General features: G+C 59.9%; 12 protein-coding genes. 8 read left to right on the top strand and 4 right to left on the bottom strand.

The window, feature by feature from the left end:
• Window positions 1–25: 25 nt before the first annotated feature.
• Window positions 26–523: a transcription elongation factor GreB gene (gene greB, locus V6L79_RS10980; protein ID WP_261741520.1), complete on the top strand. Its 498-nt coding sequence runs from the start codon at window positions 26–28 to the stop codon at window positions 521–523.
• A gap of 3 nt (window positions 524–526) precedes the next feature.
• Here the strand turns inward: greB and V6L79_RS10975 are convergent, their stop codons facing one another.
• Window positions 527–1,300 (bottom strand): AraC family transcriptional regulator, encoded by a 774-nt coding sequence (locus tag V6L79_RS10975; protein ID WP_261742395.1) that lies wholly within the window; start codon window positions 1,298–1,300, stop codon window positions 527–529.
• Window positions 1,301–1,503: 203 nt separating this feature from the next.
• Between V6L79_RS10975 and V6L79_RS10970 the strand changes: the two genes are divergently transcribed.
• The 5 genes from V6L79_RS10970 (at window position 1,504) to V6L79_RS10950 (ending at window position 8,113) form a co-directional block, all read left to right on the top strand.
• Entirely contained in the window at window positions 1,504–3,147 is a 1,644-nt protein-coding gene (locus V6L79_RS10970) for an APC family permease (protein WP_261741519.1), read from the top strand.
• Between the two features lie 54 nt (window positions 3,148–3,201).
• Entirely contained in the window at window positions 3,202–4,128 is a 927-nt protein-coding gene (locus tag V6L79_RS10965) for a 4-hydroxyproline epimerase (protein WP_261741518.1), read from the top strand.
• A gap of 47 nt (window positions 4,129–4,175) precedes the next feature.
• Window positions 4,176–5,123, top strand: a complete 948-nt coding sequence (locus V6L79_RS10960) for a dihydrodipicolinate synthase family protein (protein WP_261741517.1) — start codon at window positions 4,176–4,178, stop codon at window positions 5,121–5,123.
• A 130-nt stretch (window positions 5,124–5,253) separates the two neighbouring features.
• On the top strand, window positions 5,254–6,843 hold the full coding sequence (locus V6L79_RS10955) for an aldehyde dehydrogenase (NADP(+)) (RefSeq protein ID WP_338580224.1): 1,590 nt from the start codon (window positions 5,254–5,256) through the stop codon (window positions 6,841–6,843).
• Entirely contained in the window at window positions 6,836–8,113 is a 1,278-nt protein-coding gene (locus V6L79_RS10950; RefSeq protein WP_261741515.1) for an FAD-binding oxidoreductase, read from the top strand. The genes V6L79_RS10955 and V6L79_RS10950 overlap by 8 nt, the downstream gene beginning before the upstream one ends.
• Window positions 8,114–8,283: 170 nt before the next feature.
• Here V6L79_RS10950 and V6L79_RS10945 read toward each other — a convergent pair whose 3' ends face one another.
• From V6L79_RS10945 to V6L79_RS10935, 3 genes are all read right to left on the bottom strand, one after another.
• A complete protein-coding gene (locus tag V6L79_RS10945; protein WP_261741514.1) occupies window positions 8,284–8,592 on the bottom strand; it encodes a class I SAM-dependent methyltransferase in 309 nt (102 codons plus the stop codon).
• Window positions 8,593–8,833: 241 nt separating this feature from the next.
• A complete protein-coding gene (locus V6L79_RS10940; protein WP_261741513.1) occupies window positions 8,834–9,268 on the bottom strand; it encodes a DoxX family protein in 435 nt (144 codons plus the stop codon).
• Window positions 9,269–9,371: 103 nt separating this feature from the next.
• The gene (locus tag V6L79_RS10935) at window positions 9,372–10,790 is read right to left on the bottom strand and encodes a transglycosylase SLT domain-containing protein (protein ID WP_321836055.1); all 1,419 of its coding nucleotides are present in this window, start codon (window positions 10,788–10,790) and stop codon (window positions 9,372–9,374) included.
• Window positions 10,791–11,028: 238 nt separating this feature from the next.
• Here V6L79_RS10935 and V6L79_RS10930 point away from each other — a divergent pair, with 238 nt between their 5' ends.
• Both V6L79_RS10930 and V6L79_RS10925 read left to right on the top strand, forming a co-directional pair.
• Window positions 11,029–11,844 (top strand): TatD family hydrolase, encoded by an 816-nt coding sequence (locus V6L79_RS10930; RefSeq protein WP_261741511.1) that lies wholly within the window; start codon window positions 11,029–11,031, stop codon window positions 11,842–11,844.
• A gap of 276 nt (window positions 11,845–12,120) precedes the next feature.
• Window positions 12,121–13,602, top strand: coding sequence for a methyl-accepting chemotaxis protein (locus V6L79_RS10925; protein WP_338580223.1), 1,482 nt, complete (start codon window positions 12,121–12,123; stop codon window positions 13,600–13,602).
• The last annotated feature ends 5 nt before the right edge of the window (window positions 13,603–13,607 follow it).

The following is a 13,607-nucleotide window of genomic DNA, read 5'->3' as shown; positions in this document are numbered from 1 at the left end:
GCTCTTCACTGACAACGGATTGCCCATGAGTCGCTATCGCCCTCCCCGCCCTGCCGGCACCGCGCTGATCACCCCTGAAGGTGAAGCGCGGATGCGTGCCGAATTGCACGAGTTGTGGCACGTACGCAGGCCGCAGGTCACGCAATCGGTCAGCGAGGCGGCGGCCCAGGGCGATCGCTCGGAAAACGCCGAATACACCTACGGCAAAAAAATGCTGCGCGAGATCGATAGCCGGGTGCGCTTCCTGACCAAGCGCCTTGAAAGCCTCAAGGTCGTCAGCGAAAAACCCAGCGATCCGAACAAGGTCTACTTCGGTGCCTGGGTCACCATTGAGGATGAAGACGGCAAACAGGCGCGCTATCGCATCGTCGGGCCCGATGAACTTGACCTCAAGCAAGGCCTGATCAGCATCGACTCACCTCTGGCCCGGGCGCTGATCGGCAAAGCGCTGGATGCCGAAGTACAGGTCCACACACCCACCGGGGAGCAGTGGGTGTATATCGTCGCGATTGATTACCCGTAACGCTCAGCGCGCCGTAGCCTCGCGATACTGACGCGGCGTAAAACCGGTCAATGCCTTGAACTGGCGGGTGAATGCACTGTGGTCGGTGTAGCCGCACTGCAAGGCGACTTCAGTGATGGGGATCTCGGTCAGCAGCAGCCTATGGGCATGCTCAAGGCGGACCTTCTGGATCATCTGCCGTGGCGTCAGGTGGAACACCCGTTTGCAGTACCTCTCCAGTTGCGCCACCGATATACCGGCAATCCGCGTCAGCTCGCCCAACGTGACGCGACGATTGAAGTGCGCGCGAATGTGCTCATCCACCGCCGCCAGCCGCTGATAGGCCGGATGGGTGTCGCTGGCCGATTGCAGGTCCACCGAAATCCCGACCAGGCCGATGATCTCTCCCATGCGGTTATACAGCGGTCGCTTGTGAGTCAGGCACCAACCCGGCTCACGGCTCCCGTACAAATGCAGTTCCAACTGGTCTTCCAGCACCAGACCCTGCTCCAGCACCCGTCGATCCTGTTCGGTATAGCCAGGCCCCAATTGCTCGGGAAACACCTCGGCACTGGTTTTGCCCAGCAAGGGTTGTAGCTGTTTCAAACCGCAACGCTGCACCAGCGTGCGATTGGCCAATACATAGCGCGCCTGCATGTCCTTGATAAAAATCGCGGCGTTGGGAATCACATCCAGCATCGGCAGCAACAACGCCACGCCCGAGAGCAATTGTTCAAGGCTCTCGGGGCGGCTCAAGTCGCTGCCCACGCTCAGGATTGCAAAAGCATTGTGCGTTATCAATCTCACTCCCCCACTACTGGATCTGGCGATGCCCGCTGGCGTGCATTGTGCCGATTTCGTCATCGGCTTCAATGGAAAACATCAATCGCAAACCTCTTGAGACGTTCAATCTAGCGCCATTGCACACCCGCCAGTGGTTTTGGCGCAATGGCAAATGACATCACACCTGCCTAACCAATAACTCACAAAAAGGCGCCGCAATGTCAGGTAAAGGCAAATTCAAGAAACAGCTCTCACTGATGGACCTGACCTTTATCGGTCTGGGTGCCATCTTCGGTTCCGGCTGGTTGTTTGCAGCCAGTCACGTTTCGGCAATCGCAGGCCCTGCGGGGATTTTTTCCTGGCTGCTGGGCGGCTTTTCCGTACTGCTGCTGGGCATTGTTTACTGTGAGCTGGGCGCTGCCCTGCCACGCGCCGGTGGCGTAATCCGCTATCCGGTGTATTCCCATGGCCCGTTGCTCGGGTATTTGATGGGTTTTATTACCCTGATTGCATTCTCAAGCCTAGTGGCTATTGAAGTGGTCGCCGCCCGCCAATATGCCGCGGCATGGTTCCCCGAACTGACCAAGGCAGGCTCCAGCGATCCCTCAATTCTGGGCTGGCTCCTGCAGTTCGGCCTGCTGTGCCTGTTTTTCATGCTCAACTATCGCAGCGTGAAAACCTTTGCCATGGCCAATAACCTGGTCAGCGTGTTCAAGTTCATCGTGCCGCTGCTGGTCATCGGCGTGCTGTTCACCTTCTTCAAACCGCAAAACTTCTACTCCCAGGGCTTCGCCCCCTTCGGCCTGTCGGGCGTGCAAATGGCCGTTTCTGCAGGTGGCATTATCTTCGCCTACCTGGGGCTGACACCTATCATCTCGGTAGCCAGCGAAGTCAAAAACCCGCAACGCACCATCCCGATTGCCCTGATCCTGTCGGTTCTGCTGTCCACCGTGATCTATGTGCTGTTGCAAGTAGCTTTCCTCGGCGGCGTACCTACCGAAATGCTCGCCAATGGCTGGGCCGGTGTGACCAAGGAACTGGCCTTGCCGTATCGCGACATCGCCCTGGCATTGGGTGTGGGCTGGTTGGCTTATCTGGTGGTGGCCGACGCAGTGATCTCGCCCAGCGGTTGCGGCAATATCTACATGAACGCCACACCCCGCGTGATCTACGGCTGGGCGCAAACCGGGACATTCTTCAAGGTGTTCACCCGCATCGATGAAAAGTCCGGCATCCCGCGTCCGGCGCTGTGGCTGACCTTTGGCCTGTCGGTATTCTGGACCCTGCCGTTCCCGTCCTGGGAAGCGTTGATCAACGTGGTCTCCGCAGCCCTGGTGTTGAGTTATGCCGTAGCCCCGGTGTCCGTTGCCGCGCTGCGCCGCAATGCCCCGGATATGCCGCGCCCGTTCCGGGTCAAGTGGATGAGCGTCATGGGTCCGCTGTCATTCATCATCGCCGCGCTGATCGTCTACTGGTCAGGCTGGAACACCGTGTCCTGGCTACTTGGCCTGCAAATCGTGATGTTCGTGGTGTACCTGCTGTGTGCCCGCTTTGTACCGACCAACCACCTGAGCCTGGCGCAACAAGTGCGTTCCTCCTTGTGGCTGATCGGCTTCTACGCCGTGACCATCGTACTGTCCAAACTCGGCTCCTTCGGCGGCATGGGCGTGCTCACTCACCCCTTCGACACCCTGGCCGTAGCGGTATGCGCAATGGGTATCTATTACTGGGGCGCGGCAACCGGCGTACCAGCTCACCTTGTGCGCCTGGAAGACGACGAGGAAAGCGAAGAGGCACCGCAACCTGCCCGCACCGCGCCAGCCCGACACGCCACCGGAGCATTTATCCAGACTTCGTCCTGAGACACCGTTAGCCATCGTCCTCCCAGCCGTTGTTCTCATCTAATGGATAGGTTTATGAAGCAAGTACATATCATTGATTCCCACACCGGCGGCGAACCCACTCGCCTGGTGATCAAAGGCTTCCCGCAGTTGAGCGGCCAGACCATGGTCCAGAAGCGCGATGCTTTGCGCGACCAGCATGACCAATGGCGCCGGGCCTGCCTGCTGGAGCCGCGTGGCAACGATGTACTGGTCGGCGCGCTGTACTGCGAACCGGTTTCGGCGGATGCCACCTGCGGCGTGATTTTCTTCAACAACGCCGGCTATCTCGGCATGTGCGGTCACGGCACCATCGGCCTGGTTGCCTCGTTGCACCATCTGGGCATGATCGAGGCCGGTGAGCACAAAATCGACACTCCGGTCGGCCCGGTCACTGCCACTCTGCATGCAGACGGCAGCGTCACCGTGGGCAATGTCCCCGCCTACCGCTACCGCCAGCAGGTTGCCGTTGAAGTCCCGGGGCATGGCCGTGTACACGGCGATATCGCCTGGGGCGGCAACTGGTTCTTCCTGGTATCCGATCACGGCCAAGCGCTGCAACTGGATAACGTCGAAGCCCTGACCGAGTACACCTGGGCGATGCTCAAGGCTCTGGAAGCTCAGGGTATCCACGGCGAAGACGGCGCTCTTATCGACCATATCGAACTGTTTGCCGACGACGACAAGGCCGATAGCCGCAACTTCGTCATGTGCCCGGGCAAAGCCTACGACCGCTCGCCGTGCGGCACGGGCACCAGCGCCAAGCTGGCGTGCCTGGCGGCTGATGGAAAACTGGCCCCCGGCGAGCCTTGGGTGCAAGCCAGCATCACCGCCAGCCAGTTTGTCGGCAGCTATCAATGGGAAGGCGAACGCATTCGCCCGTTCATTACCGGCCAGGCCTACATGACCGCCGACAGCACGCTGCTGATCGACGAACAAGACCCTTTCGCGTGGGGCATTTAAGCCTCCCGCTGCACACATCCGAATAAACGACTCCAGGAGTTACAACAATGAGCGATAACATTTTCACCGGTTGCATGCCTGCCCTGATGACCCCGTGCACCGCCCAGCGCAAGCCGGACTTCGACGCGCTGGTGGCCAAGGGGCGCGAGCTGATCGATATCGGCATGAGCGCCGTCGTGTACTGCGGCTCCATGGGTGACTGGCCTTTGCTGACCGAAGCCGAGCGCCAGGAAGGCGTGGCACGCCTGGTGGCTGCAGGCATTCCGACCATCGTCGGCACCGGCGCCGTAAACAGCCGCGAAGCGGTGTCCCATGCGGCACACGCGGCCAAGGTCGGCGCCCAAGGCCTGATGGTGATTCCACGCCTGCTGTCCCGTGCGGCCTCGCCTGCTGCGCAAAAAGCCCACTTCGCCGCCATCCTCGAGGCTGCTCCTGAGCTGCCAGCGGTGATCTACAACAGCCCTTACTACGGCTTCGCCACCCGCGCCGACCTGTTCTTCGAACTGCGCCGCGAATACCCGAACCTGATCGGCTTCAAAGAGTTCGGCGGTGCGGCCGACATGCGTTACGCCGCCGAGCACATCACCTCCAAGGACGATGACGTGACCCTGATGGTCGGCGTTGACACCCAAGTGGTGCACGGTTTCGTCAATTGCAACGCCACCGGTGCCATTACCGGTATCGGTAACGCCCTGCCACGCGAAGTGCTGCAACTGGTAGCCCTGAGCAAGCAAGCAGCCACGGGCGATCCCAAGGCCCGTCGCCTGGCCCGCGAACTGGAAGCCGCCCTCGCAGTGCTGTCGTCGTTCGATGAAGGCACCGACCTGGTGCTCTATTACAAGCACCTGATGGTGCTCAATGGCGACACCGAATACAGCCTGCACTTCAATGAAACCGATGTTCTGAGTGATGCCCAGCGCAACTATGCAGAGAATCAGTACAACCTGTTCCGCCAGTGGTACAAAAACTGGTCTGCAGAACAGAACGTTGCCTGATCGCTCAACTCCGTTCAGTTAAACGAGCGGTGTTTCTGTGGGAGCGAGCCTGCTCGCGAAGGCCTTACCGGATAACTTCGCGAGCAGGCTCGCTCCCACGCCCCCAGCCCAATTTTTTCAGGAACACGCCATGACTCTGACAGGCAACATGCTGATCGGTCAGCAAGCCATCACCGGTAGCCGCGAGGCAATTCGGGCGATCAACCCCGCCACCGGCACAGCGCTCGAACCGGCCTACCTCGGCGGCACCGGCGAACATGTCGAGCAGGCGTGCGCCTTGGCCTGGGAAGCTTTTGACAGCTTTCGCGAGACGCCACTGGCAACTCGCGCCACTTTTCTTGAAGCCATCGCCGAAGAAATCGAAGCCCTTGGCGATGAACTGATCGACCGCGCAGTCAGCGAATCAGGCCTGCCACGTCCGCGTATCCTCGGCGAACGTGGACGCACCTGCCAGCAACTGCGCACCTTTGCCCGTACCGTGCGCGCCGGCGAGTGGCTGGATGTGCGGGTCGACAACGCCTTGCCGGAGCGTCAGCCCCTGCCCCGCGCCGACCTGCGTCAACGCCAGGTACCTCTGGGGCCGGTGGCCGTATTCGGCGCCAGCAACTTCCCGTTGGCCTTCTCCGTGGCCGGCGGCGATACCGCATCGGCATTGGCTGCCGGCTGCCCGGTGGTGGTCAAGGCCCATAGCGCTCACCCCGGCACCAGCGAACTGGTTGGCCACGCGGTCGCCCGTGCAGTGAAAAAATCGGGCCTGCATGCCGGTGTGTTTTCGCTGTTGTTTGGTTCCGGTCGCGAGGTGGGTGTTGCTCTGGTCAGCGACCCGCGCATCAAGGCTGTCGGCTTTACCGGTTCGCGCAGTGGTGGTCTGGCCCTGTGCAAGGCGGCCCAGGCGCGGCCCGAGCCGATCCCGGTGTATGCGGAAATGAGTTCGATCAATCCGGTACTGCTTTTCCCGGCGGCCCTGCAGGCTCGCGGCGAATCACTGGCCCAAGGCTTCGTGGCCTCCCTGACTCAAGGTGCCGGGCAGTTTTGTACTAACCCGGGCCTGGTCGTTGCACATGAAGGCCCGGCGCTGGATAAATTTATCAGCACCGCTGCCAGCCTCGTCCAGCAAAGCCCCGCACAAACCATGCTCACTCCGGGGATTTTCCAGGCCTATGAAGCTGGCGTCGGCTCGCTGCTCGAACTGAGCAGCGCACAAGAGGCCGCCGCAGGCCTTAGGGGCAACACACCAAACCAGTGCCAAACCCATTTATTTGTTACCCGGGCGCAGGACTTTCTCACCGACCCGGCGTTGCAGGCCGAGATCTTTGGGGCTGCGTCGCTGATTGTGCAATGCGCCAGTGATGACGAAATCCGCCAGGTCACCGAGCATCTGGAAGGCCAATTGACCATCACCCTGCAACTGGATGACGCGGACCTTGAAAGTGCCAGAGCCTTGCTCCCGACCTTGGAACGCAAGGCCGGGCGCCTGCTGGTCAACGGCTGGCCAACGGGGGTTGAGGTGTGCGATGCGATGGTCCACGGCGGCCCTTTCCCGGCCACCTCGGACACCCGTACAACTTCGGTAGGCACCGCAGCCATTCTGCGTTTCCTGCGACCGGTCTGCTATCAGGATTTCCCGGACAGCCTGTTGCCCACCGCCCTCAAGCATGCCAACCCTCTGCAACTGCGCCGCCTGCTCGATGGCCACAGAGAAGCTCAAGAAAATGCCTGATAACTCCACGTCAAACAGCCCACACCAGAATGCCGACATTGCGGTGGTCGGCGCTGGCATTATCGGCGTCGCCTGTGCCCTGCAACTGGCGCGCCAGGGCCTGCGAGTAGTGGTCATAGACCAGCAGGAACCGGGCCAGGGCGCATCATTCGGCAATGCCGGGCACCTGGCGACCGAACAGGTGTTCCCGATTGCCGACCTGTCGATCCTCAAGCGCTTGCCCGCCATGCTGATGGACCCCATGGGGCCCTTGCGCCTGGATTGGAAATACATGCCTCGGGCCATGCCCTGGTTCACCCGCCTGCTGCTGAACCTGCGCCCGGCACCGTTTCAACGCACCGTTGCGGGTATTCGTGCCCTCAATGAAAGCAGCCTGGGTGCCTGGCACCGGCTGCTGGAGGGCATCGATTGCCCCGGCCTGATGAAGGAAGACGGCTCGTTGCTGGTATACGAACGACCTGAATCGCGTCAGGCACTCCAGGCACTGGAGGCGCGCATGCGCCAGCAACAGGTTCCGGTTGAGTTCTGGCAGGCAAAAGCCGTGCTCGAGACTGCTCCGCAACTCAGCGAAAATATCCAGGGCGGGTTGTTTTTTCCGAGTACGGGGCATTTTATCGACCCCTACCGCGTGGTATGCGAACTGGTAAAAGCCGCCAAAAACTGCGGTGTGCAGTTCATCAAACAACAGGTAACCGGCGGGCAAATGAGCGAGGCCGGGGTTTCATTGGTGACCCCTCAGGGCCGGTTGACTGCCCGCCGGGTCGTGATCGCCTGCGGTGCCCACTCAGCGAAACTCACCAGCGCCCTGACCGGCAAGAAAGTCCCTCTGGATACCGAGCGCGGCTATCACCTGATGCTGCCCACCGAACGTGACCGGCTACCGTTTGCCGTCACCTCGCTGGAGCGCAAGTTCATCATGACCCCGATGACCGATGGGTTAAGGCTGGCGGGTACAGTTGAATTTGCGGGGCTGCAAGCGCCTGCGAACATGGAACGCGCCTGGCAGTTGCATCGCCTGAGTAAAGGGTTATTTCGCCGCGACCTGAGCGCTGAAGGCGCCACACCCTGGATGGGCTTTCGGCCATCGTTGCCCGACTCACTGCCGGTCATTGATCGGGTGTGCGACGGCAAAGTGCTGCTTGCCTTCGGCCATCAGCATCTGGGCCTGACTCAGGCAGCGGTAACGGCTGAGATGATTGCACAACTGGCATCAGCGGGCAGCACCCATGCGTTACCGGCGCTGGCGCCCTATAGACTGGACCGTTTCTGAAACAGAACGTACGTAGCAGCTGACGAGCTCCGCGAGGCTGCGTTCGGCGGCGCAGCCGTCGTAAAACCATACAACCAGGTAATTCAGATCCACGGTGATTACCGGGTTTACGACGGCTGCGCCGCCGAACGCAGCCTCGTTCCTTCGGCAGCTGCTACGGATCTAATATCTCAACGCAGGGTAATCAGCCCCTGACGGCTCACGCGGGTCAGGTTGTGAATCACCTGTGCGGCATCTTCGGCGCTGGGGGACTGGACCACTGCCAGATCAAAGCTGTCAGCGGCAAATCGCGCCAACTGATCACCTGCTTCCACAAACTGGATCAAGAATGCCGTAGCCCGGCCTTTGCGTCGTGGCCAGCCGTCGAGGTAGCGCAACAGCGTTGGCTGGTGTTTACCGCCGAGAAGGATTTTTGGATTGCGCAGGGCCGGGCTGGCCGCAAGCGGTGCAAGACGTACCAGGGGACGTGGGTGACTCATGTGTCGGTTCTCCGCCTCAAGATTCTGCGTGGCAGGTGAGAGGCAACACCGAACCAGCGCTTTAGCGGTATTTCGAGGTTTGCTTCAAACCTCTTAGACGGTCTTGCGACCCTCTGGCGCCCCGCAAGTAGCTGTTTAAATCGGCGCAAGAAACATCCTAGATAAACCTGCTTACAACTGTCAACAGTCATCTAAAACGAAAAAGGCCCGCTCGGGCGGGCCTCTTCGAGAACACGGCACTTTAGTCGGCAATCGCACGATCAAGCGACAACTTGCCCGCGCCTTCGAACAATACCGCCACGGTGCCACCCAGCAGAGCCAGAGCAAACTCATAGCCGTTGTTGGCCATAAACAGACCGTTATGGATGTGCACTGAAAAGATCGCCACCAGCAACGTAAAAGACAAGCCCAATGCCGCAGGTCGGGCCAGTAGACCTACGATCAATGCCAGCCCCCCCAGAAACTCGGTCCCGCCCGCCATTGCCGCCATCAGCGTACCTGGCGCCAACCCAATGCTTTCCATCCATTGCGCCGTACCGGCCAGACCACCACCGCCAAACCATCCAAAAAGCTTTTGCGAACCGTGGGCAGCAAAGATGATGCCCACAAAAATGCGCAGAACCGTCAAGCCATAACCTGCGCGTGAGCCCAAAACGGTATGGATCAATTTGCTCATGGTGAAATCCTTTAGGTAATCGGTTGGGGAATGCTCGCCATACTAATCAGTTTTTATAATGTTAATAGCCTAATAAGTCCGTGATAACGATCAATTTATTAGATTATTTGCGTGTTACCAGTTCAACTTTTGTGGGTTCCAGCGAATCGCGCTCCCGGTCAAAGGCCAAATAGTATTTATTCACGCTATTAACATAGCTGACGGCACCCATTCCCACCTGTTCCATGGCAATACGTTCCACTTGAAAGAACCATTGATTGGGGTTCAGGCCACGCCGTTTGGCCTCCGCACGCATGCTCTGGACCCGCTCAGGGCCCATGTTGTAGGCCGCCAGCACAAAGGCCATGCGCTCACGCTCATTGAGTTTGGGGCTGGCAAAGAACTTGCGACGGATCAACGCCAGGTACTTGGCCCCGGCCTGCACATTGTTATCCACGTTCTGAATATTGCTGACCCCCACCCGCTGTGCCGCCGAAGGCGTGATCTGCAACAACCCGGTCGCCCCACCAGAGCCCTTGGCGTCTGGGTCGAGGGTAGACTCCTTGAACGCCAGCGCTGCCAGATTGAGCCAGTCCATGCCCTGTTGCCGGGCATGTTTTTGCAACACAGGGCGCAATTTTTCAAGCTTTTGGCGGTCGGCACGGGCCAAGGGGTAATGCACCCGATACAAACGTCGGTATACCCGTTCAAAGGCCACATCCTGGTCGGCCGGTGCCTTATAACCGGCCAGAAAGCGATCAATACTGGCGCGCAGCATCGAGGCATCGCGGCGCACATACCAATGCATCGCATCGGGTGCACTGACCAGCACCTTGCGGTCAAAACGCAGCTTGGGCATCAACGTGGCCCAGCGCTCGGCAATCGGCTGTTCAACAATTGTCAGATGGAAAATCCCGGCCTGAACCATCTCCAGCACGTCTTCCACCGCCAGCGTCGGGTCCACCCATTCGATTTTGACTGGCGGCAATTTGCGCAGGGCCAGCTTTTGATTGATCAAGTTGACCGACGCACCGGCCGCACTGCCTGTGGTCAGTGCCACGGTACGCCCCGAGAGCTGCTCAAAACGGGTAAAGCGGCGCTCGCCTTTAACCCCTACCAGCAGCAACGGGACATGGTCGATGATCGGGTCACTGGCGCTGATGGCATGGCTGGGCATGAAGTCGATCAACTCTCCCGGAGCAACCACATCGCCTTCACCCCGCGACAAGGCGCCAAGCAACTGGTCCTTGGCTTTGGGAATGATCTTGAGGGTGATTTCCTGACCATCGCGGGCGTGGCTGTTGAGGTAATGCTCAAATGCACGCAATCGATGGTACTCGACGCCAATGGACTGGCCCTGGACCTCGCCCGAACTGTTGCGGCTCTGGTTGACCAGTACTCGCAGTACCTGACTGCTGCGGATTTGCGCCAGATCGCGGACCTGACTCGGCTGCCCGACCTGTAACGGTCCAGCCAGGCGTGCCAGTGCCGGGAGTGGCAGTAGCATCAGGCACAGCGCAATCAATAGCGTCGGTCTTGTCATCCGTTCTCCGGAAAGAATACAGCCCAGCACCCTGTCGGATTACCCGACAACCGGTTGCCCCTTTTGGGGCTTTTAAGCGCTGGAATCAGCGCGCAAAACAGTCAATGCGTCCTGTGGAAAACCGGGCATTGCGTTGTTGCGGCATTCAAAGACAACCATAACTGTCTGTAGTTCTTGGTTTTTCTTATTAAATCTACAGCTCTGATATGCTTCACGGCCTGTGGCCTGAGGTAGCACCATGCAACTCATCGATATCGGCGTCAACCTGACTAACCCAAGCTTCGACGGCAAACACCAGGCCGTGCTGGACCGTGCGTACGCGGCCGGGGTTTGCCAATTGGTCCTCACCGGCACCAGCGTTGACGGCAGTGAACTGGCCTTGCAACTGTGCCGCGAGCTGGATGAAAGCGGCCAGCGGCTGTTCTCCACCGCAGGTATTCACCCGCACTCGGCCAGTGACTGGAACGGCGACAGCGCCCGGCAGTTGCTCGCCTTGCTCAAGGAACCTGGTGTATGCGCCGTCGGTGAGTGCGGCCTGGATTTCAACCGCGACTTCTCGCCCCGGGCCCAGCAAGAGAAAGTACTGGAAGAACACCTGGCGATGGCGGTGGACCTGCAATTGCCGGTTTTTCTGCATGAGCGCGACGCCAGCCAGCGTCTGCTGGAAATCCTTCGTGACTTCCGCGACCGCTTGCCAGCGGCAGTTGTGCATTGCTTTACCGGCGAAAAAAAGGCGCTGTTCAGCTACCTCGATCAGGACCTGCATATCGGCATTACCGGCTGGATTTGCGACGAGCGTCGTGGCACCCACTTGCATCCGCTGGTGCGTGACATCCCACGCGGGCGTCTGATGCTCGAAAGCGACGCGCCCTACCTGCTGCCGCGTACCCTGCGGCCCAAACCGAAAAATGGTCGCAACGAGCCGGCCTATCTGACCGACGTACTGCGTGAAGTGGCGGTACATCGAAGCGAAAGCGAGCAGGACCTGGCCGCCCACACTACCGCCTGCGCGCGGGCGTTTTATGGGTTGCCGGTACTGGCCAATATTGCGTAGCAACCAAATATCACGTAGCAGCTGCCGCAGGAACGAGGCTGCGTTCGGCTGCGTAGCAGTCGTAAACCCAGAGAGCTGGGTGTGACTTGCACACCGCAGGGTCTGATTTCGCGAGCGCTGCGCGCTCGAACGCAGCCTCGTTCCTTCGGCAGCTGCTACGGAGATCTCAGCGTATTTTTTGCATCCTTGACCCACATCAACAAGATCGTCACTGAATAGCGGCACAATGATGGCACCTTGCCAATATTGTTTGCGCCAAATCAGAGAAGACCTCCCATGGGTACCTGGCTTAGCAACATCTCGCTTAAATACAAATTCTGGGCCGTCAACGCGGTGGCCTTTGTCACCACGCTGCTGCTGGTGCTGTACGCCGTGCAGCTTGAGCAGCAATCGCGCAGTCACGCCGCGCAGGTCAACGCCCAGGACCAGGCGCAACTGCTCAGAGCCTGGCCCGCCGGGCAGGCTTTGCCTGAAGCCAAGCACTTGTTGCGCCTTGAACCGGGACAAACCCCCAACATCAACCAGCAACCCCTGCCTCAGCTAAGCAACGCCCACGGCTGGGTTTCGATCAACTCCATGCCGCTGCTGGGTCGCGACCTGTTGTTGGGCGCCGATGTGCTGACCCGCGACGACGGACAAAAAATCGCGGTTCTGGCGTATACGCCAAGCCTGGCGCAAGTGTTTGTCGAGCGGCTGCCCAACTATGCGGCTGCGGTGCTGATCCTGATGCTGGCCATGCTGTGCGCCTCGCAGTTGCTGATCCGCTTCCTCCTCAGCCAGCTCAATACGCTCAAGGACGTGATGCTGCATGTCGAGAAAACCGGCGACCTGTCAGCCAGGGTGCCTTTGGCCTGTACCGATGAAGTCGGACAAATGGCCAGTGCCTTTAACGCCATGCAGGCTGGCTATCAGCGGGTAGTCAACACCGTAGCCGAGACCGCCGCGCAACTGGACGCTGGTGCCGCACGCCTGGCCAGCAGCATGGATGAGGTGCGCCACGGCATGCTCGGCCAGCAAAGCGAGACCGACCAGGCCGCCACCGCAATCAATGAGATGTCGGCCACGGTCTACCACATTGCGCAACACGCTGGCGCCACCCGCGACCTGTCACAAACCGCAGATGACCTGGCCGGCAGCGGGCAGAAAGTAGTCAGCCGGGTCCAGCAATCCATCGCCAGCCTGTCGACCGGGGTGCAAACCACCGCCGAGATGATTCAACAACTGGCGCAGGACAGCCAAAAGATCAACAGCGTGGTCAGTGTGATCCACAGCATCGCCGAACAGACCAACCTGCTGGCATTGAACGCAGCGATTGAGGCCGCTCGCGCAGGCGAGATGGGCCGTGGCTTTGCCGTAGTCGCCGATGAAGTGCGGAACCTGGCCAAGCGGGTGCAAACCTCCACCGACGAAATCACCACGATGGTCTCGGCCTTGCAGGCGGGCACCCGCGACGCCGTGGACTTTATGCAGGAAAGCTCATTCAAGGCCGACGACTGCGTACAGCAGGCCCAGGAAGCAGGTGCGGCACTGGCCGAGATCACCCACGCAGTGGCACAAATGCGCGAAAGCAACACCCAGATTGCCGTAGCTGCCGAACAGCAAAGCCAAGTCGCGGAAGAGATGAACCGGGCGGTGGTGAGCATCCGCGATGTCACCGAAAACACCGTGCAACAGACGGTTGATTCGGCCACTACCAGCAATCAACTGGCAACACTGGCCGGTGAATTGAACCGGGCCATTGGTCAATTAAAGCTATAGGCATT

Source organism: Pseudomonas sp. ML2-2023-6 (assembly GCF_037055265.1).
In the GTDB taxonomy this organism is placed as follows: Bacteria; Pseudomonadota; Gammaproteobacteria; order Pseudomonadales; family Pseudomonadaceae; genus Aquipseudomonas; species Aquipseudomonas kulmbachensis.
Note: the sequence above shows the minus strand (reverse complement) of the source record. Positions and strands in the feature narration are given on the sequence as shown.

What these genes read in the sequence shown, in the direction of transcription:
- V6L79_RS10950 (WP_261741515.1), top strand. Translation starts at nt 6,836, where the DNA reads ATGCCTGATAACTCCACGTCAAACAGCCCACACCAGAATGCCGACATT.
- V6L79_RS10930 (WP_261741511.1), top strand. Translation starts at nt 11,029, where the DNA reads ATGCAACTCATCGATATCGGCGTCAACCTGACTAACCCAAGCTTCGAC.
- V6L79_RS10925 (WP_338580223.1), top strand. Translation starts at nt 12,121, where the DNA reads ATGGGTACCTGGCTTAGCAACATCTCGCTTAAATACAAATTCTGGGCC.
- V6L79_RS10935 (WP_321836055.1), bottom strand. Translation starts at nt 10,790, where the DNA reads ATGACAAGACCGACGCTATTGATTGCGCTGTGCCTGATGCTACTGCCA.
- V6L79_RS10955 (WP_338580224.1), top strand. Translation starts at nt 5,254, where the DNA reads ATGACTCTGACAGGCAACATGCTGATCGGTCAGCAAGCCATCACCGGT.
- V6L79_RS10970 (WP_261741519.1), top strand. Translation starts at nt 1,504, where the DNA reads ATGTCAGGTAAAGGCAAATTCAAGAAACAGCTCTCACTGATGGACCTG.
- V6L79_RS10965 (WP_261741518.1), top strand. Translation starts at nt 3,202, where the DNA reads ATGAAGCAAGTACATATCATTGATTCCCACACCGGCGGCGAACCCACT.
- V6L79_RS10960 (WP_261741517.1), top strand. Translation starts at nt 4,176, where the DNA reads ATGAGCGATAACATTTTCACCGGTTGCATGCCTGCCCTGATGACCCCG.
- greB (WP_261741520.1), top strand. Translation starts at nt 26, where the DNA reads ATGAGTCGCTATCGCCCTCCCCGCCCTGCCGGCACCGCGCTGATCACC.
- V6L79_RS10945 (WP_261741514.1), bottom strand. Translation starts at nt 8,592, where the DNA reads ATGAGTCACCCACGTCCCCTGGTACGTCTTGCACCGCTTGCGGCCAGC.
- V6L79_RS10940 (WP_261741513.1), bottom strand. Translation starts at nt 9,268, where the DNA reads ATGAGCAAATTGATCCATACCGTTTTGGGCTCACGCGCAGGTTATGGC.